The 17270-nt window shown below is 70.6% G+C and carries 22 protein-coding genes; 10 read left to right on the forward strand and 12 right to left on the reverse strand.

Annotated elements, in window-relative coordinates; translation table 11 throughout:
* Window positions 1-32 precede the first annotated feature (32 nt).
* From EDF48_RS08240 to EDF48_RS08250, 3 genes are all read right to left on the reverse strand, one after another.
* Window positions 33-653 (reverse strand): TlpA disulfide reductase family protein, encoded by a 621-nt coding sequence (locus EDF48_RS08240; RefSeq protein ID WP_131879308.1) that lies wholly within the window; start codon window positions 651-653, stop codon window positions 33-35.
* Window positions 650-1306, reverse strand: a complete 657-nt coding sequence (locus EDF48_RS08245) for a histidine phosphatase family protein (RefSeq protein ID WP_123292091.1) — start codon at window positions 1304-1306, stop codon at window positions 650-652. The genes EDF48_RS08240 and EDF48_RS08245 overlap by 4 nt, the downstream gene beginning before the upstream one ends.
* A 68-nt stretch (window positions 1307-1374) precedes the next feature.
* Window positions 1375-2865, reverse strand: coding sequence for a SulP family inorganic anion transporter (locus EDF48_RS08250; protein ID WP_131879310.1), 1491 nt, complete (start codon window positions 2863-2865; stop codon window positions 1375-1377).
* A gap of 69 nt (window positions 2866-2934) precedes the next feature.
* On the opposite strand from EDF48_RS08250, the gene EDF48_RS08255 reads away from it, so the two are divergent.
* A complete protein-coding gene (locus EDF48_RS08255; RefSeq protein ID WP_131879563.1) occupies window positions 2935-3309 on the forward strand; it encodes a MerR family transcriptional regulator in 375 nt (124 codons plus the stop codon).
* Here the strand turns inward: EDF48_RS08255 and EDF48_RS08260 are convergent.
* Both EDF48_RS08260 and EDF48_RS08265 read right to left on the reverse strand, forming a co-directional pair.
* Window positions 3286-3489 carry a hypothetical protein gene (locus EDF48_RS08260; protein WP_132084018.1) on the reverse strand — a complete coding sequence of 68 codons (204 nt, stop codon included), beginning with the start codon at window positions 3487-3489 and terminating at the stop codon, window positions 3286-3288. The two genes, EDF48_RS08255 and EDF48_RS08260, sit on opposite strands and share 24 nt — an antisense overlap.
* The gene (locus EDF48_RS08265) at window positions 3479-3832 is read right to left on the reverse strand and encodes a hypothetical protein (RefSeq protein WP_131879312.1); all 354 of its coding nucleotides are present in this window, start codon (window positions 3830-3832) and stop codon (window positions 3479-3481) included. Before EDF48_RS08265 ends, EDF48_RS08260 begins: the two co-directional genes overlap by 11 nt.
* Window positions 3833-4005: 173 nt before the next feature.
* Here EDF48_RS08265 and aspS point away from each other — a divergent pair, with 173 nt between their 5' ends.
* A complete protein-coding gene (aspS, locus tag EDF48_RS08270; RefSeq protein ID WP_131879314.1) occupies window positions 4006-5346 on the forward strand; it encodes an aspartate--tRNA(Asn) ligase in 1341 nt (446 codons plus the stop codon).
* Window positions 5347-5506: 160 nt separating this feature from the next.
* Here the strand turns inward: aspS and EDF48_RS08275 are convergent, their stop codons facing one another.
* The 5 genes from EDF48_RS08275 to EDF48_RS08295 all read right to left on the reverse strand — a co-directional run bounded on the left by EDF48_RS08275 (window position 5507) and on the right by EDF48_RS08295 (window position 7173).
* Entirely contained in the window at window positions 5507-5800 is a 294-nt protein-coding gene (locus EDF48_RS08275) for a Dabb family protein (RefSeq protein WP_131879316.1), read from the reverse strand.
* A complete protein-coding gene (locus EDF48_RS08280; protein WP_123338836.1) occupies window positions 5797-6051 on the reverse strand; it encodes a glutaredoxin family protein in 255 nt (84 codons plus the stop codon). Before EDF48_RS08280 ends, EDF48_RS08275 begins: the two co-directional genes overlap by 4 nt.
* A gap of 84 nt (window positions 6052-6135) precedes the next feature.
* Complete coding sequence (locus EDF48_RS08285) at window positions 6136-6234, reverse strand: AURKAIP1/COX24 domain-containing protein (RefSeq protein ID WP_003792170.1); 99 nt, start codon at window positions 6232-6234, stop codon at window positions 6136-6138.
* A gap of 128 nt (window positions 6235-6362) precedes the next feature.
* Entirely contained in the window at window positions 6363-6557 is a 195-nt protein-coding gene (locus tag EDF48_RS08290) for a helix-turn-helix domain-containing protein (protein WP_022902482.1), read from the reverse strand.
* A gap of 100 nt (window positions 6558-6657) precedes the next feature.
* On the reverse strand, window positions 6658-7173 hold the full coding sequence (locus EDF48_RS08295; protein ID WP_123292085.1) for a metalloregulator ArsR/SmtB family transcription factor: 516 nt from the start codon (window positions 7171-7173) through the stop codon (window positions 6658-6660).
* 74 nt (window positions 7174-7247) lie between these two features.
* Between EDF48_RS08295 and EDF48_RS08300 the strand changes: the two genes are divergently transcribed.
* Both EDF48_RS08300 and EDF48_RS08305 read left to right on the forward strand, forming a co-directional pair.
* Window positions 7248-8681: a potassium transporter TrkG gene (locus EDF48_RS08300; RefSeq protein WP_131879318.1), complete on the forward strand. Its 1434-nt coding sequence runs from the start codon at window positions 7248-7250 to the stop codon at window positions 8679-8681.
* 22 nt (window positions 8682-8703) lie between these two features.
* Window positions 8704-9369 carry a TrkA family potassium uptake protein gene (locus EDF48_RS08305; RefSeq protein WP_111084290.1) on the forward strand — a complete coding sequence of 222 codons (666 nt, stop codon included), beginning with the start codon at window positions 8704-8706 and terminating at the stop codon, window positions 9367-9369.
* A 12-nt stretch (window positions 9370-9381) separates the two neighbouring features.
* Here the strand turns inward: EDF48_RS08305 and proC are convergent, their stop codons facing one another.
* Complete coding sequence (proC, locus tag EDF48_RS08310; RefSeq protein WP_131879320.1) at window positions 9382-10212, reverse strand: pyrroline-5-carboxylate reductase; 831 nt, start codon at window positions 10210-10212, stop codon at window positions 9382-9384.
* A 64-nt stretch (window positions 10213-10276) separates the two neighbouring features.
* Here proC and EDF48_RS08315 point away from each other — a divergent pair, with 64 nt between their 5' ends.
* Window positions 10277-11233 carry a cation diffusion facilitator family transporter gene (locus EDF48_RS08315; RefSeq protein WP_123292082.1) on the forward strand — a complete coding sequence of 319 codons (957 nt, stop codon included), beginning with the start codon at window positions 10277-10279 and terminating at the stop codon, window positions 11231-11233.
* Here the strand turns inward: EDF48_RS08315 and EDF48_RS08320 are convergent.
* Complete coding sequence (locus EDF48_RS08320; protein ID WP_131879565.1) at window positions 11214-11648, reverse strand: nucleoside deaminase; 435 nt, start codon at window positions 11646-11648, stop codon at window positions 11214-11216. The two genes, EDF48_RS08315 and EDF48_RS08320, sit on opposite strands and share 20 nt — an antisense overlap.
* A gap of 76 nt (window positions 11649-11724) precedes the next feature.
* Here EDF48_RS08320 and upp point away from each other — a divergent pair, with 76 nt between their 5' ends.
* The 5 genes from upp (at window position 11725) to EDF48_RS08345 (ending at window position 17219) form a co-directional block, all read left to right on the forward strand.
* Window positions 11725-12360, forward strand: a complete 636-nt coding sequence (gene upp, locus EDF48_RS08325; protein WP_111084293.1) for a uracil phosphoribosyltransferase — start codon at window positions 11725-11727, stop codon at window positions 12358-12360.
* 497 nt (window positions 12361-12857) lie between these two features.
* Window positions 12858-13628, forward strand: coding sequence for a winged helix-turn-helix domain-containing protein (locus EDF48_RS08330; protein ID WP_123292081.1), 771 nt, complete (start codon window positions 12858-12860; stop codon window positions 13626-13628).
* 278 nt (window positions 13629-13906) lie between these two features.
* The gene (locus EDF48_RS08335; protein ID WP_123338832.1) at window positions 13907-14419 is read left to right on the forward strand and encodes a MarR family winged helix-turn-helix transcriptional regulator; all 513 of its coding nucleotides are present in this window, start codon (window positions 13907-13909) and stop codon (window positions 14417-14419) included.
* Window positions 14416-15765 (forward strand): deoxyribodipyrimidine photo-lyase, encoded by a 1350-nt coding sequence (locus tag EDF48_RS08340; RefSeq protein ID WP_131879322.1) that lies wholly within the window; start codon window positions 14416-14418, stop codon window positions 15763-15765. The genes EDF48_RS08335 and EDF48_RS08340 overlap by 4 nt, the downstream gene beginning before the upstream one ends.
* Window positions 15762-17219, forward strand: a complete 1458-nt coding sequence (locus EDF48_RS08345; RefSeq protein WP_131879323.1) for a serine hydrolase domain-containing protein — start codon at window positions 15762-15764, stop codon at window positions 17217-17219. Before EDF48_RS08340 ends, EDF48_RS08345 begins: the two co-directional genes overlap by 4 nt.
* Window positions 17220-17270 lie beyond the last annotated feature (51 nt).

Consider the following 17270-nt stretch of genomic DNA (forward strand, 5'->3'; position numbering starts at 1 on the left):
ATCGCCTCGGCGAAGGGGTTGGAGGCCACGGGTCAGGAGGCCTTGCCGGCGTCGACTTCGTCGCTGATCAGGGTCTTCAGGATGCTCGTGCCGTCGACGGCGCCGAGCACCCGGGCAGCCACGCGGCCCTTGGTGTCGAGGACGATCGTGGCCGGCACGGCGTTCGGGGCGATCTGACCGGACAGGGCGAGCTGCATCGTGCCGGTCTTCTGGTCGAGGACGGTCGGGTAGTCGACGCCGAAGGTGCGCTCGAAGGCGGCTGCGGTCGCTGCCTCGTCGCGGACGTTGACGCCGATGAACGCGACGTCGTCGGCACCGGCGTAGGACTCGTGCACCTCGTTGAGGTACTTCGCCTCGGCGCGGCACGGCGGGCAGCTCGCGTACCAGAAGTTCAGGACGACGACCTTGCCCTTGAGGTCCTTCGACGAGACGGTGTCGCCGTCGGAGTCCTTCGCCTCGAAGTCGACCGCGTCGGACCGCTTGTCGGCGGTGACCTCGGTCACCGCGCCGTCGCCGGAGATGTAGTTCTGGGTGGTGCCGTTGCCGTACTGCTTGGCGAGGCCACCGTTGTCCGACGAGCACCCGGACAGGAGGAGCGCCGCGGCGACCGCCGTCGCTGCGAGGACCGCGAACCGCTTGCTGATGACGCTCACACTGCTCCTTCGTCGATGGCGGTCGCGCGCAGCTCCTGCGCGGGATCCGTGTACCCGACCTCGGTGAACCGACCGGTCGACGTGGCGGGCACCCGTTCGACGGTCGTGATGCTCGACAGGTCGCAGCGGCGCTTGCGTGGGTCGTGCCAGAGCGACTCCCCCGCGAGCTTCCGGTGGACCGTCCAGATCGGCAGCTGGTGGCTGACCAGGACGACGTCGCCGCCGTCCACGCTCTCCCACGCCGTGGTCATCGCGGCGAGCATGCGGTTCGCGATCGACTCGTACGCCTCGCCCCAGCTCGGCCGGAACGGGTTCGCGATCCAGGGCCACTCCGCCGGACGGCCGAGCGAACGCTTCGTGAAGCCCGGGGGCTGCCCCTCGTACCGGTTCGTCGGCTCGATGAGGCGCTCGTCCAGCGTGACGTCGAGCCCGTACGCGGCCGACCACGGCGCCGCGGACTCCTGCGTGCGCTGCAGCGGCGAGGCGACGATCCGGCGCACGTCGACACCGGCGTCCTTCCACGCGGTCGCCGAGGCGAGGGCCATCTGCTTGCCGAGGTCGCTCAGTCCGAAGCCCGGGAGCCGCCCGTACAGGACGCGGTCGGGGTTGTGCACCTCACCGTGCCGGACGAGGTGGAGTCGGGTGGCGGGCATGGGTTCCAGTGTAGGTCGCCCACCGGTGCTCACCGGCCCCACAGCCGATTCACCGGATGCGGAAGCGCTCAGCCGAGCTCGCCCGACAACCGCCCGTGGATGGCCACCGACCCGGTGTTGAGGCCCACGACCTCGACCGTGGACCCGTGCTTGGCGAACCGCTGCTCGACGCCGTCCAGTGCCGCGACCGTCGAGGCGTCGAAGACGTGCGCGTCGGACAGGTCGATGACCACGTGCTCCGGGTCCTCGGCGTAGGAGAACCGCGTGACGAGGTCGTTCGACGACGCGAAGAACAGGGCGCCGCGCACCCGGTACCGCACGGTGTGCTCGTCGACCGGCTCGCGGACGACGGTGACGACGTGGGCCGCCCGGCGAGCGAAGACCAGTGCTGCGACGACGACCCCGACGAGCACGCCGGTCGCGAGGTTCTCGGTCACGACGACCACCACGACGGTGATGAGCATGACGGCGGTCTCCCCGAGGGGCATCCGCCGCAGGGTGCGCGGACGGATGCTGTGCCAGTCGAAGGTCGCCACGCACACCATGAGCATCACGGCGGTCAGCGCGGCCATCGGGATCTCGGCCACGAGGTCGTGCAGCACGATCGTCAGGACGAGTACGGAAGCACCGGCGACGAAAGTCGAGATCCGGGTCCGTGCGCCCGCGGTCTTCACGTTGATGACCGTCTGGCCGATCATCGCGCAACCACCCGTCCCGCCGAAGAACGCCGACGCGATGTTGGCGACGCCCTGCCCCCAGGACTCCCGCCACTTGCTCGAGCCGGTCTCGGTGATGGAGTCGACGAGCTGCGCGGTCAACAGGGTCTCGATGAGGCCGACGATCGCGACGCCGAACGCGTACGGCGCGATGATCTGCAGCGTCTCGAAGGAGAAGGGGGTGACGATGCCGTTGAACCCGGGCAGTGCGGTGGGCAGTTCGCCCTCGTCGCCGACCGTGGGGACGACGACGCTGAAGAGCATGGTGATGCCGGTGATCACGACGACCGCGATGAGCGGCGCGGGGACGGCCTTGGTCAGGAACGGGAAGCCAACGATGATCGCGATGCCGAGGGCGGTGAGCGGCCAGACGACGAACGGGACGTCGGGGCCGAGCAGGTTGGGCAGCTGCGCGGTGAAGATGAGGATGGCCAACGCGTTGACGAACGCCACGTTGACGCTGCGCGGGATGAAGCGCATCAGGCGCGCGACCCCGAGGAACCCGAGCACGAGCTGGAACACGCCACCGAGGACGATCGCGGGCACGAGGTACTCGATGCCGTGTTCGCGGACGAGCGGCGCGATGACCAGGGCCACCGAACCGGCCGCGGCGGACACCATCGCCGGACGGCCGCCGACGATCGAGATGACGACGGCGATGATGACGCTCGAGAACAGGCCGACCGCGGGGTCGACCCCGGCGACGACGGAGAACGAGATCGCCTCGGGGATGAGCGCGAGCGCGGTGACGACACCGGCGAGGACCTCGCGGGTGAGCATGCGGGGTGAGCGGAGGGCGGTGAGGACGCTCGGGGCCGCCGGCGCGTGTGTGATCACGGACATCGATCGGAACTCTACCCTCACGTGAGGGTAGAGTTGTGCACCGTGAGCACCACCGACACCCCGGACACGATGCACATCGGCGAGCTGGCGGACCGTGCCGGCATGTCCCTGCGGACGATCCGCCACTACGACGAGGTCGGGCTGCTCGTGCCGAGCGGCCGCACCACGGGCGGGTTCCGGGTCTACACCGCGCAGGACCTGGACCGGCTGCTCGTGATCCGCCGCATGAAGCCACTCGGGTTCACGCTCGACGAGATGGCGGACCTGCTGCGGGTCGTCGATGCGCTGGCGGCGAAGGACCCCGACGACGAGCCCGCGCTGGCTGCACGCCTCGACGAGTACCTCGACGATGCCCGGGCCCGGCACGCCACGCTCGTCGAGCGCGCCGGCATGGCCGAGGAGTTCATCGGCACCCTGGGGTCACTCCGCGCTTCGCTCCCCTGAGCGCTCGTACCGCGCGAGCCATCGCCGCTCAGCCTCGGCTGCTTCTTCCGGGGAGTACTCCAGACGTGCCTCCACCCGCTCGAACATGGCGATCATCTTCCGCGCCTTCCGCTTCGGGTACGCGTCGAGGATGACCTGGTTGAGCCGGACCTGCGCACGCCGGCGTTCCTCACCGGTCATGTGCATGAACATGCGTTGCATCGCGTTCCTCTTCTCCGAGTGTTCGTACCAGGACACTCACACCTGGATCGTCGACCCGTCCATGAATCTGCATGTCGTACATCGCGCCCGCGACCATCCGTCCGATCTCGGCCTTGCCGACGTCGTCGGACGACACCATCTCCGCTGCCCAGACAACCTGTTGCCAGACGTACGCTCGCTCGATCGCACGGTGCTCTCGCCGCCACCGCATGAACGACCAGACCGTTGCCGTCGTGGTGCCTCCGAGCGCCAACAACGACGCGACGATCGTCGCGATCGCCGCAGGCGGCCAGGTCGCGAGCTCCCCCGTCCCCGTCCCCACCCGGTCCCCCTCTCGTCTCGCGACCCGGCCACGTCGAGAACGCTACGGACCCACGCGACGCCCCACGGGCCTCCCGGTCCGACCTGTGGACGACGCCGGAAGCGGGCCGCCCTGTGGAGGAGGACACCCTGCGGACCGACGCCGCCGGACGCAGACGGTTAGACTCGACCACCGTGATCGAACGCACCCGCATCGCCGACCTCGCTGCCCTCCCCGACGGCCCCGTCTCCGTGGCCGGATGGGTCGAGACCGTCCGAGACCAGAAGAAGGTGCAGTTCGTCGTCCTCCGCGACGAATCCGGCGCCGTCCAGCTCGTGAACCCCGCCACGCGCGAGGCCGAGGACGGTGACGACGCCGCCCAGGCCGCGCTTGCCACCACCACCGAGATCTCGGCCCTCGCCCACGGCACCTTCATCCACGCCACCGGCACCCTGAAGCACGACGAGCGCGTCAAGCTCGGCGGGCTCGAGGTCAAGGTCGGCACGCTCGAGGTGGTGAGCGCCGCGATCCCGGAGACCCCGATCGCCGACGACTCGTCGCTCGACAAGCGGCTCGACTGGCGCTTCCTCGACCTGCGCAACCGCAAGCAGAACCTCATCTTCCGCATCCAGACGACCCTGGAGCACGCGTTCCGCACCTACTGGGTGGACCGCGACTACATCGAGATCCACACCCCGAAGCTGATGGCGTCGGCGTCCGAGTCGCGCGCCGAGCTCTTCCAGCTCGAGTACTTCGAGACGACCGCCTACCTGGCGCAGTCGCCGCAGAACTTCAAGCAGATGGCCCAGCCGGCCGGCTTCGGCGCCGTGTTCGAGATCGCCGACGCGTTCCGCGCGGACCCCTCCTTCACGAGCCGCCACGCGACCGAGTTCACGAGCGTCGACGCCGAGTTCTCGTGGATCGAGTCCCACGAGGACGTCATGGCGATGCACGAAGAGGTCCTGGTCGCAGGCATCACCGCGGTCAAGGAAAAGTACGGCAAGGACATCCAGGAGGCCTTCGGCTTCGAGCTGCAGGTCCCCGCGACGCCGTTCCCCCGCGTGACCCTGGCCGAGGCCCGGAAGATCGTGGCCGACAGCGGCCACGACGTCGTCCGTGCCGACGGCGACCTGGACCCCGAGGGCGAGCGCCGCGTTGCCGCCTGGGCGAAGGAGCACCACGGTTCGGAGTTCGTGTTCGTCACCGAGTACGACGCGTCGATCCGGCCGTACTACCACATGCGGAAGCCCGGCGACCCGTCGCTCACGAACAGCTACGACCTCATCTTCAACGGCGCGGAGATCTCCACGGGCGCACAGCGCGAGCACCGCGTCGACGTGCTCGAGGCGCAGGCCGTCGAGAAGGGCCTCGACCCCGAGGAGCTCGGCTGGTACCTCGACTTCTTCCGCTACGGCGTGCCGCCGCACGGTGGGTTCGGCATGGGCCTTGCGCGCGTGCTCATGCTCATGTTGGGTGAGCCGTCCATCCGTGAGGTCACGTACCTCTTCCGTGGACCGACGCGCCTGACGCCGTAGTCACGTCGCGCGGCGCCCCGCGCGAGCGCACGTCGCGCGGCGCCCCGCGCGAGCGCACATGGTGAACAGGAATGGTCGCCTCCCGATGCGGGAGGCGACCATTTCTGCTCACGAAGCGCCGCAGCGCACGCAGCGCCGGGGGCGGGACGGGAGGCCCGGCTCAGCTCTGCCAGTCGATGGCAGCCCGCCCCGTGACCAGTCCACGGATCTCGGCTGCGGCAGCCTGGTGGTCCGGGTGCACCTGGTACTCGTCGAGTCCGGCGAGGTCGTCGAACGACGCGACGACGGCGACGTCGCTGTTCTTCTCCGGGTAGGCGACGTTCTCGACGACCTCGAGCGAACGGATCGACCTGATGGTGCTGGTCAGGCCGGTCAGGAGTTCGCGGATCCGGGCGATGGTCGCGGCGCGGTCGAGGTCTTCGCGCAGGGTCCAGGCGACGACGTGGGAGATCATGCGGGGGAACCGGCCTTCTCGAGGGCACGTGCGAGCCGGTCGGCGTCGACGTGCCAGTTGCTGTGGACGCGCCCGTCGACCAGCACGACGGGGATGTCCTCCGCGTACTCCTGGCGGAGGGCGTCGTCGTCGAGGATCGAGCGTTCCTGCAGGGTGACGCCGGGGTGTTCGGCGACGACGCGTTCGACCACGGGCCGTGCATCGTCGCAGAGGTGGCATCCGGGCTTCGTCAGGAACGTCACTGCGGGCATGGCTCCAGCGTAGCCCGCGGTCCGCGTCCCCTGGGGAATGCGAAAGCCCCGGCGAACCGGGGCTTGACGCTGCAGGCTCGGGGCCTACTTCTTGTTGCGACGCTGGTGGCGCGTCTTGCGAAGCAGCTTGCGGTGCTTCTTCTTCGCCATGCGCTTGCGACGCTTCTTGATGACAGAACCCATGTGGACCTCGCTCGGACTGTGCTGATGTATCGGACACCGGGCCGTCGAGACCGCGGAAAATCAACCCGGCCGAGTCTACCGGAGGGCTGACGCGATGTCGAACGCGCCCGGAACGGACGGGTGTGCGCTCAGCCGACGTCTGCGATGCCGCCGCGCAGCACGTCGGCGACGGCTGACTCGGGGACACGGAAGGACCGGCCGAAACGGATGGCGGGGAGCTCACCGGCGTGGACCATGCGGTACACGGTCATCTTCGAGACACGCATCATCTCGGCGACCTCAGCGACGGTGAGGAAGCGCACGTCGTCGAAACTGCCGGTCATGATCCGCCTTCGGTGGCTCGCACGCGATCCGCGCACGGGTTTGGTGTGACCTGTGTGGTCACTGGCAACTGTAGAGGCGCGTGCGACCCAGTGTCCAGGCTCAGTCTTCGTCGCCGCGGCGGGTGAAGCGCTTGCGACTGCGGTCGACGACACGCTCCCAGCCCTGCTGCGCACCGGAGATCGCCGCGGTGGCCCGGTAGGACGCCTCGGCCATGACACGCCCGAGCTCGGTCCCGACCTCGACGGTGGTCTTGCCGGCAGCACCGTTGCGGCGGACGGACACGGGCTGACCGTCGGGGGTCCAGGCCGTGGTCGCGGGCATGCCGTCGGCGTCGACCGCGCCGGTGAACGGCAGGACCCAGTCCTCCAGCGACACGAGCGGTTCCGGGTCGAGCCGGTAGAAGCGGTGCTGCCCTTCTTCACGGCTGGTGACGAGTCCGATGTCGCGCAGGACCCGGAGGTGCTTCGACACCGTCGGCTGGCTGACGCCCAGTCGTTCGACCAGTTGCCCGACGCTGAGTTCCCCGCCGGTGACGTCCGATCCGTACGCGGCGAGGAGGGTCCCGAGCAGCTCGCGCCTCGTGGGGTCCGCCACGACGGAGAAGATGTCGGCCATGCGGGCAAGGCTAGCCGGGGCACCACGGATGTACCATGACGAACCGTCCCGGCCCATGTCCTCGGAGGCATACGATGCTCGACCGTACCGAGCCGCACCTGCGGCACGCGGCCGTCACCCGACGGCGGGGCGGACGGATCGCGACGGTCCTGCGCTCGTCGCCGTCGCGTCTGGCGATCCTGGTCTTCGTCGCCCTCATCTTCGTGTTCACGACGCTGTTCATGACCCCGTGGGCGGCGGCCGACGGGACCGGCACGCACTTCTCCGACGCGCTGTTCACGGCGGCCTCGGTGGTCTGCGTCACGGGCCTCGCGACCGTCGACATGGCCACGCACTGGTCGGTGTTCGGCAAGGTCCTCGTGGTGATCGGGACGCAGATCGGTGCGGTGGGCGTCCTGACCTTCGCGTCGATCCTCGGGCTCTTCGTGACCCGCAAGCTCGGGCTCCGCGCGAAGCTGATGGCCGCTGGCGACTCGAACCCGCTCCGCACCCACCACGGGGCGGTCCCCGAGGGGCAGGCCGTCCGCCTCGGCGAGGTCGGCACCCTGCTCGCGACGGTCGCCGTGAGCACCCTGTCGATCGAGATCGTCCTCGGCCTGTTGCTGCTGCCGTCCGTGCTGATCGCCGGCATCCCGTTCTGGACCGCGGTCGGCGACTCCTTCTACTACGCCGCCATGGCGTTCACGAACACGGGCTTCTCGCCGAACGCGGACGGCCTCGACCCGTTCGCCCACGACTACTGGTTCCTGACGCTCCTGATGATCGGTGTGGTCGCGGGGTCGATCGGGTTCCCGGTCATCCGCACCCTGACGAAGCAGCTCCGCACGCCGCGCCGCTGGCCCATCCACGTCAAGCTCACGCTGGCAACGAGCGCCGTCCTGCTCATCGGCGGTGCGATCGTCTACACCGCGCTCGAGGCGTCGAACCCGACGACCTTCGGCGAGGAGGGTGCCGGCCGGACCGCGTTCCAGGCCCTCTTCCTGTCGACGATGACCCGGTCCGGTGGCTTCTCGCTCGTCGACTTCGACCAGCTGAACGGCTCGAGCCTGCTCGTCACCGACATGCTCATGTTCATCGGCGGCGGGTCGGCCTCGACCGCCGGCGGCATCAAGGTCACGACGCTCGCCGTGCTGTTCCTCGCCGCGGTCGCCGAGGCCCGGGGCCGGCAGAGCATGGAGGCGTTCGGCCGCCGCATCCCGAGCGACGTGCTGCGGGTCGCGGTCGCCATCGTGCTCTGGGGGGCGACGATCGTGGCCGTCGCGACCGTGGTGCTCCTGCAGATCACGGACGATTCGCTCGACCGTGTCCTGTTCGAGGTGATCTCGGCGTTCTCGACCAGTGGGCTGTCCTCGGGTGTGTCCGCGAACCTGCCCGAGTCCGGCAAGTACGTCCTGGCCGCCACCATGTTCCTCGGCCGGGTCGGTACAGTGACCATCGCCGCAGCCCTGGCCGCGAGTCAGATCCGGCAACTGTTCCGCCGTCCCGAGGAGAGGCCGATCGTTGGCTGACCGAACCCGTCCCCCGCACCCGATGGGTGCGATCAGTCACGACGCACCCGTGCTCGTCATCGGCCTCGGCCGGTTCGGCGCCGCCACCGCCGGTCAGCTCGAACGGCAGGACCGCGAGGTGCTGGTCGTCGACACCGACCCGGGCCTCGTGCAGAAGTGGTCCGACCGGGTCACGCACGCCGTGCAGGCCGACGCGACGGACATCGACGCCCTGCGCCAGATCGGTGCGCAGGACTTCGCGATCGCGGTCGTCGGCACGGGCAGCGACCTGGAGTCGAGCGTGCTGATCACCGCGAACTTGGTCGACCTCGGCATCCCGCAGATCTGGGCGAAGGCCATCAGCCGGTCGCACGGCACGATCCTGTCCCGCATCGGCGCGAACCACGTCGTCTACCCGGAGCGCGAGGCCGGCGAGCGCACGGCGCACCTGGTGTCCGGACGCATGCTCGACTTCATCGAGTTCGACGACGACTTCGCGGTGGTGAAGATGTTCCCGCCGCGGGCGGTGCGCGGCAAGGACCTCGCGACCACGGTGATCCGCACGCGGTTCGGCCTGACGGTGCTCGGCATCAAGCCGCCGGGCAGCCCGTTCGTGCCGGCGACCCCGGAGAGCATCATCGGCGAGAACGACGTGATCATCGTCTCGGGTTCCGAGACGGACCTGGAGCGCTTCGCCGCCTACGAGTAGTCCCGGACGCGTCTACGACGCCGCGATCTCCTCCGCACGCGCGATCGCCGCGCGCGACGCGCGCAGGAACGTGTCGGCGAGGTCGGCGTCCTGCAGCACCGCGACGGCCCGCTCGGTGGTGCCCTTCGGGCTCGTGACGGCACGCCGCAGGTCTGCGGGTCCGCGATCCGACCGCTCGAGCAGCTCGACGGCACCCCGGAGCGTGCCCTGCACCATCGCGGCCGCCTGCTCCGGGGTGAAGCCGAGCGCCTCGGCGGCACGCTGCCACTCCTCGACGAGCAGGAAGACGTAGGCCGGGCCCGAGCCGGACACCGCCGACAGGGCGTCGAGCTGCGCCTCGGGCACCTCGAGCACCCGTCCTGACGCCGTGAACACCGACGACGCGAGCGCGACGGCCTCGGCGTCCGCCGACGCCCCGGCGCTGATCCCGGTGACGCCGTGGCCGACGCCGATCGGCGTGTTCGGCAGCGCCCGGACGACGCGGACCCCGGCCGGCACCCGCGCCTCCATGCTCGCGGTGGTGGTGCCGACCGCCACGCTGACCAGCACCGCACCGGGCTCCAGGTCGGCGGCGACCTCGTCGAGCAGGTCCGCGATCACGTACGGCTTCACACCGACGACGACGAGTGCCGCACCACGGACGGCCGAGCGGTTCGCGTCGGCGTCGGTGTCGCTCGCGGTGGCGTCGAGCCCGCGCTCCCGGTGGGCGGCCGCCGACGCCTCGGACTTCGTCGTGAGGGTCACGGTCGCCGGGTCGAGTCCGGCGGCGAGCAGGCCGTCGAGGACCGAGCCGGACATGGAGCCGACGCCGAGCAGGGCGGTACGGGGCAGGTCGATCGTCATGCTCCCGACCCTACCGACCGGCCTCGCCTAGGATCGTCTTCCAGATCGGGAGAAGGGGACAGCTGTGAGCGCTTCAGGAGGCACGAAGGCGATCCTCGCCGCACTCGGTGCGAACGTCGGCATCGCGATCGTGAAGTTCGTCGCGGCGGCGATCAGCGGGTCCGCGTCGATGCTGGCCGAGGGCGTGCACTCCCTGGCCGACTCCGCGAACCAGCTCCTCCTGCTGCTCGGTGGTCGCCGGGCGCGCCGCGCCGCCGACGAGGAACACCCGTTCGGCTACGGCCGCGAGCGCTACGTCTACGCGTTCGTCGTCTCGATCATCCTGTTCTCCGTCGGCGGCGTCTTCTCGCTCTACGAGGGCATCGAGAAGCTCGCCCACCCGCACCCGCTCGAGAACTGGTGGCTGCCGCTCGTCGTGCTCGTCATCGCGATCGGGCTCGAGGGCTTCTCGCTCCGCACCGCACTGAAGGAGGCCCGGCCGCAGAAGGGCACGCTCAGCTGGGTCCAGTTCGTCCGCCGCGCCAAGGCCCCGGAGCTGCCCGTCGTCATGCTCGAGGACACCGCGGCACTGCTCGGCCTGGTGTTCGCGCTCTTCGGCGTCGGGCTGACCGCGATCACCGGCAACGGCGTCTTCGACGCGATCGGCACGATCTTCATCGCCGCACTGCTCATCGCCGTCGCCGTCGTCCTGGGCATCGAGACGAAGAGCCTCCTCGTCGGGGAAGGCGCGACCGCCGCCGACGTCGAGCGGATCAAGCACGCGGTGCTCGACGGCCCGGAGGTCGACTCGATCATCCACATCAAGACCCTGTACCTGGGTCCGGACGAGCTGATGGTCGGCGTGAAGGTCGCCGTCGACGGCGACCGCCGCCTGGGGGACGTCGCCGCGGGCATCGACACGGTCGAGCAGCGGGTGCGCTCCGCGGTGCCGATCGCCCGGGTCATCTACGTCGAGCCCGACGTGCTCCGCACCGGTCCGCGCCCGCCGACCGAGGCGATCGTCATCCTCGCCGCAGACTGAAGAACGCGTCGAGCAGCGCGGCGCACTCGCGTTCGAGCACGCCGCCGACGACCTCGGAACGGTGCGGCAGCCGGCGGTCCCTGGCGATGTCGTAGACGCTGCCGGTCGCGCCCGCCTTCGGGTCCCAGGCACCGAACACGACCCGCGGCACACGTGCGGCCAGGATCGCCCCGGCGCACATCGGGCACGGCTCGAGGGTCACGACGAGCGTGTGCTCGTCGAGGTGCCAGTCCCCCGTGACCGCAGCGGCCGCGCGGAGCGCCAGTACCTCGGCGTGGGCGGTCGGGTCCTGCAGCGCCTCGCGCTCGTTCCGGCCGACGGCGACGACGACGCCGTCGCGGTCGAGCACCACCGCCCCCACGGGCACGTCGCCGGTCGCCACGCAGGCCCGGGCCTCGTCGAGCGCGCGCTCCATCGCCGGGACGAACGGACGGGCAGCGGGCGCTTCCACGGGACCTCCAGGTGGTCGGCAGCACGGTAGGCTCGACCCTATGCGAGTCCACGTCGCCGACCACCCGCTCATCACCCACAAGCTCTCGGTGCTCCGCGACCGGACCACACCCTCCCCCACGTTCCGCGCCCTGACCGAAGAGCTCGTCACGCTCCTCGCGTACGAGGCCACGCGGAACGTCCGAGTCACCGCGACGCCGATCGACACCCCCGTGGCGCACACCATGGGCGTCTCGATCGCCAAGCCGCGTCCGCTCGTCGTCCCGATCCTGCGTGCCGGCCTCGGCATGCTCGAGGGGATGGTCAAGCTCGTGCCGACGGCCGAGGTCGGGTTCCTCGGCATGGCCCGCAACGAGGAGACGCTCGAGCCGCAGACCTACGCCGAGCGCCTGCCCGACGACCTGTCCGGCCGCCAGTGCTTCGTGCTCGACCCGATGCTGGCCACCGGTGGGACCCTCGCTGCTGCCATCGACTTCCTGTTCGCACGCGGTGCCGAGGAGATCACCTGCGTGTGCATCCTCGGTGCACCGGAGGGGCTCGCCATGGTCGAAGAGGCCGTCGGTGACCGCAACGTCTCGATCGTCCTCGGTGCCCTCGACGAGAAGCTCGACGAGAACGGGTACATCGTCCCCGGTCTCGGCGACGCCGGCGACCGCCTCTACGGTCTGGCCGAGTAGGCAGTCGACGTCACCGACGATCGACGGGAGGCCCGTGGCGACACCGCCACGGGCCTCCCGTCGTCCGTCAGCCCGGTCCACCGCCACCGGTGCGCGGAACGCACCGTCTGCTCGGACGGTTGACACCACCTTGGTATACCGCCGATACTCGTCCCATGACTGCAACCGTGTCCACCCGCGTCCTCTCCGAGGTCCAGGGGACTGCCGGCATGATGATGCCGGTCGCCGTCATGCGTTGTCGAATGTGTGCCTGATCGGCACCCGTTCCAGCCGGATCCCCCGCGACACCACCCCGGTCGCGAGCGTGTGATCCCCGGGTGACGGACACCGTCGGCGACGCGCACCACGTCACGAGGTCTGTCTCCCGTTCCCCCGGGTCCGCCCCGGTCCGCAGCAGGACCGCAGGGCACATCGGCATCCAGCCGTACCCGGGTCGACGCATTCGACACCGCCGCCAGCGCCACACGCGCACCGGCCACATCGCCCGGAGAACCACCATGTCGCTCACCATCGCCCAGCCCCGCACCGCGCTCCGCACCGCCGCTCCGGCGCCGACCGACCTCGGGACGGTCACCCCGATCCGTCCGCGTCCCGCGACACCGGCCACGACCGGACAGACGAGCGTGCCGACCAGCCCGGTCGTCGCACCGCAGCGCAACCGCTCCCTGCCCGAGGGCACCGAGGCCCGTGGCTTCGCGCTCTACGTCGGGATCGACGAGGCGAAGGCGGCAGCGGCCGGCACGACGCTCGCAGCCGTCGTCGAGCAGCTGAAGGCACTGACCGCGCAGCTGGTGCCGAACTCGGAGACCTACGCGGCCGTCGCCGTCGCCGCGGAGCAGTCCGGTGGCCGTGACGTCGACGTCGTCCGACTGGCCCTGCAGGACCGGTCCGCGGTCGCCGCCCGCAAGCAGGCCGAGAAGCCCGAGCCGGAGGAGACCGGGGTCGTCATCGACATCTCCCGCAAGCGCGTCACGCTCGACGGCGACGCAGCACCCCTGACCTACAAGGAGTTCGAACTCCTGCAGTTCCTGGTGCTGCGCGAGGGCCAGACGGTGGACCGCTCGGCCATCATCGACGGCCTGTGGTCGGACGGCGAGGACGAGACCCCGAACGAGCGCACCATCGACGTGCACGTGCGTCGTCTCCGCTCCAAGCTCGGCGCGTTCGAGGAGATCGTCCGCACCGTCCGCGGCGTGGGCTACCGGTTCGACCGGCACGCCGACGTGGCCGTGCGCTACGCCTCGACGCCGTCGCCCGACCTCTTCTGATCCTGATCGGTCGCTCTTGGTGAACTCGCAGCGAACGACGCACGGGGAGGCTAGCGCGCCGTTACCGCTTCGTTATACAGTCGGTGGTGCAGACGGTGTTTGCTGTGGCACCGCCTGCGGAATGTGATTGCAGGAAACTCTTGGTGCAAGGGAGAGGGCCGGTCGCTCGGAAGAGCGGCCGGCCCTCGTGCATGTCGGAGCGCATGCATGTCGAACCCGCGCCTGTCGGGGGCCGTCGGTAGTGTGGACGGACCGTCCGACCAGAGGGGAGCGCCATCGTGAGCGAGTCACGCCGCAGCGAGAAGGCGACCGCCGTCGCTGCCTGGGAATCACTGTTCCGCGCCCAGGTCACCGTGATGCGGAGCCTCAACGCGGACTTCCCCGGCGGCGAGATCTCCTTCAACGAGTACGACGTCTGCTTCAACCTGTCGACGCAGCCCGGTCGACGCTGCCGCATGCGTGACCTCACCGGCCACCTGCTCCTCACCCAGCCGAGCGTGAGCCGTCTGGTCGATCGCCTGCTCGCCCGCGGGATCGTCGAGAAGCAGCCGGATCCGTCCGATGCCCGCGGCGTCATCGTGGCCCTCACCCCGCACGGGTTCGACGTCTACCGCCAGGTGGCCGTGCAGCACGCGGCGAGCATCGCGCAGCAGGTCGGCGCCGGACTGTCCGACGCCGAACTCCGCACGCTCACCGAGCTCTGCACGAAGCTGCGCCTCGCGGTCGGCACCGCCCCGGGCCGACGGGCCGTCGCGCGGTCGGTCTCCGAGTCGGACCCGGCAGCGGTGTGACCGGCGCACTGGTCTGGCTCCGCGACGACCTGCGGCTGGCCGACAACCCCGCACTTCGTGCCGCGATCGACCACGGCGGCGACGTCACGGTGGTCTACGTCCTCGACGACGAATCCCCCGGCATCCGTCCCGCGGGCGCGGCGAGCCGTTGGTGGCTCCACCACTCGCTCACCGCGCTGGACGGCGAACTGCGTGACCGTGACTCGCGGCTGGTGCTGCGACGGGGTGCGGCCGCCGCGGTGATCGACACCCTCGTCGCCGACACCGGTGCCGACGCCGTGTTCTGGAACCGTCGGTACGGTCCAGCCGAGCGCGAGGTCGACGCCGGCATCAAGAGCGCCCTGCACGACCGCGGCATCGAGGCGCACAGCTTCGCGGCGAGCCTGCTCTGGGAACCGTGGACCGTCCGCACCGGACAGGGCGAGCCGTACAAGGTGTTCACCCCGTTCTGGCGCGCTGCCCAGGCGATGCCGGAACCACGGCACCCGCTCCCGAAGCCCCGCGACCTGCCCGCCCCTGCCCGCGTCGCGAGCGACGACCTGAGCCAGTGGGACCTCCTGCCGACCCGCCCCGACTGGGCCGGCGGACTCCGCGATGCCTGGGAGCCCGGCGAGCACGGCGCACACCAGCGGCTCGAGCACTTCGTCACCCATGCGCTCGAGGACTACGACCAGCGCGACGAACCCGCCATGGCCGCCACGAGCGACCTGTCCCCGCACCTGCGCTGGGGCGAGGTCAGCCCGTACCAGGTGTGGCACCGGCTGCACGGAGCGCTCGAGCCCGAGCAGCGCCAGAACGCCTCCGCCTTCCTGCGACAGCTGGCCTGGCGCGAGTTCAACTGGAACGAGTACTTCCACTGCGAGGACATCACGACGGTGAACGTGCGTCGTGAGTTCGACGCGTTCCCGTGGCGGGACGCCCCCGATGCCGAGGTCGACCGGTGGCGCACCGGGACGACCGGGTTCGACCTCGTCGACGCCGGTATGCGCGAGCTGTGGCACTCCGGCGCCATGCACAACCGTGTCCGGTTGGCGACCGCGAGCTTCCTCGTCAAGAACCTGCTCGTCGACTGGCGGGTGGGCGAGCAGTGGTTCTGGGACACCCTCGTCGACGCCGACTCCGCCAACAACGCCGCGAACTGGCAGTGGGTCGCCGGGTCGGGCTTCGACGCGGCGCCGTACTTCCGGGTGTTCAACCCCGACCGGCAGCTCGAGCGCTTCGACCCGCACCGCGAGTACGTGCACCGGTGGGTGCCGTCGGAGGAGCTCCGGCCCGAGCCGATGGTCGACCTCAAGGCGACCCGGCAGCGCGCGCTCGACGCGTACGCCGAGATGCGTCGGTCATGAGCCCGTGGGACACCGCCGTCGCGCAGGTCGACGCGCTCTTCTGTGACCGTGTCGACCGTGGCGTCGCGCCGAGCAGTGCGTGGGGTGTGTTCGACCGGACGGGTCTCGTCACTTCCGGGGGCCACGGCGACCGCGGCGACGGGCAGCGGCCGGACGCCGACACCGTCTACCGGATCGCATCGTGCACGAAGAGCGTCACCGCGGCGACGCTGCTGACGCTGGTGTCCGACGGCCGACTGGACCTCGACGCGCCGATCACCGCGTTCGTCCCGGCGTTCGGCGCGGTGCCCCTGCCCACACCGGACTCCCCCGTGCCGACCGTGCGGATGCTGCTGACCATGTCGGCCGGCTTCCCCACCGACGACCCCTGGGCGGACCGGCAGGAGTCGATCAGCGACGCCGAGCTCGACGACGTCCTGCGCGGCGGTCTGCTGTTCGACTCCGTGCCCGGCACCCGGTTCGCGTACTCGAACCTCGGCTACGCGCTGCTCGGTCGGGTCGTCGCCGTCGTCACCGGCCGTCCGTTCACCCAGGCAGCACATGACACCGTGCTCCGACCGCTCGGTCTCGACCACACGGTGTTCAGCGCGGCCGAGGCGCAGGGACCGGTCGTCACCGGGTTCCGCCCGCACGACGGCGACTGGGAGCCCCTGCCGATGACCGGCCCGGGTGCGTTCTCGTCGATCGGCGGACTGTTCTCCACCGTCCGCGACCTCGCACGGTGGGCCACGCACCTCGGATCGGCGTCCTCCGACACCCCGGAACCCGGCCCGGTCTCCCCCGCCGACCGCCGGCTCATGCAGCAGGCGATGCGGGTCGTGCCGTCGTCCGTCGTCCCCGGCTCGTCACGCGCCACGGCCTACGGCTTCGGGCTGTTCGTCGAACAGGACGCCCGGTTCGGCGAACTCGTCTCGCACTCCGGCGGCTACCCGGGGTTCTCGGCACACATGCGCTGGTCCGCGCAGACCGGCCTCGGTGTCGTCGCGTTCGAGAACGCCACGCAGGCGAAGGTCTCCGCCGCTGCCCAGCAGGCACACGACCTGCTCCTGGACGCAACGAGTCCGGCGGCGTCCGACGGGCGCGCCGACACGACGACCGGACCGGTGCGCCGCCCCGGCGCCCAGCCGACCGTCCGGGCGACGCGAGCGGCGCAGGCTGCCGTGACGGGCCTCCTGGCCGACTGGCAGGACGCCGTGGCGGACGCGGTCTGCACGCCGAACGTGGCGATGGACGACCCCTACGACCGACGCCGGCGGGCGATCGCGGCGGCGGTGGCCGAGGTGGGTGCCGACCTGACCGCCGCTCCCGTCGCCGAGCAGTCGTCGGCGCCGTCGCACCTGCGGTGGTGGCTGCCCGGCACCTGCGGGCGCCTGCGCGTCGAGATCCGGCTCGCCCCTGGCGCGGCAGGACGCGTCCAGACCCTCACCGTCGTGGCGGAGCCCGCCGAGCACTGACACACCGGACCGCACGCGACGGGCCGGCCAGGTCCGTGTCGGTACCGGTCT

The organism is Curtobacterium sp. PhB191 (assembly GCF_004346515.1).
In the GTDB taxonomy this organism is placed as follows: domain Bacteria; phylum Actinomycetota; class Actinomycetes; order Actinomycetales; family Microbacteriaceae; genus Curtobacterium.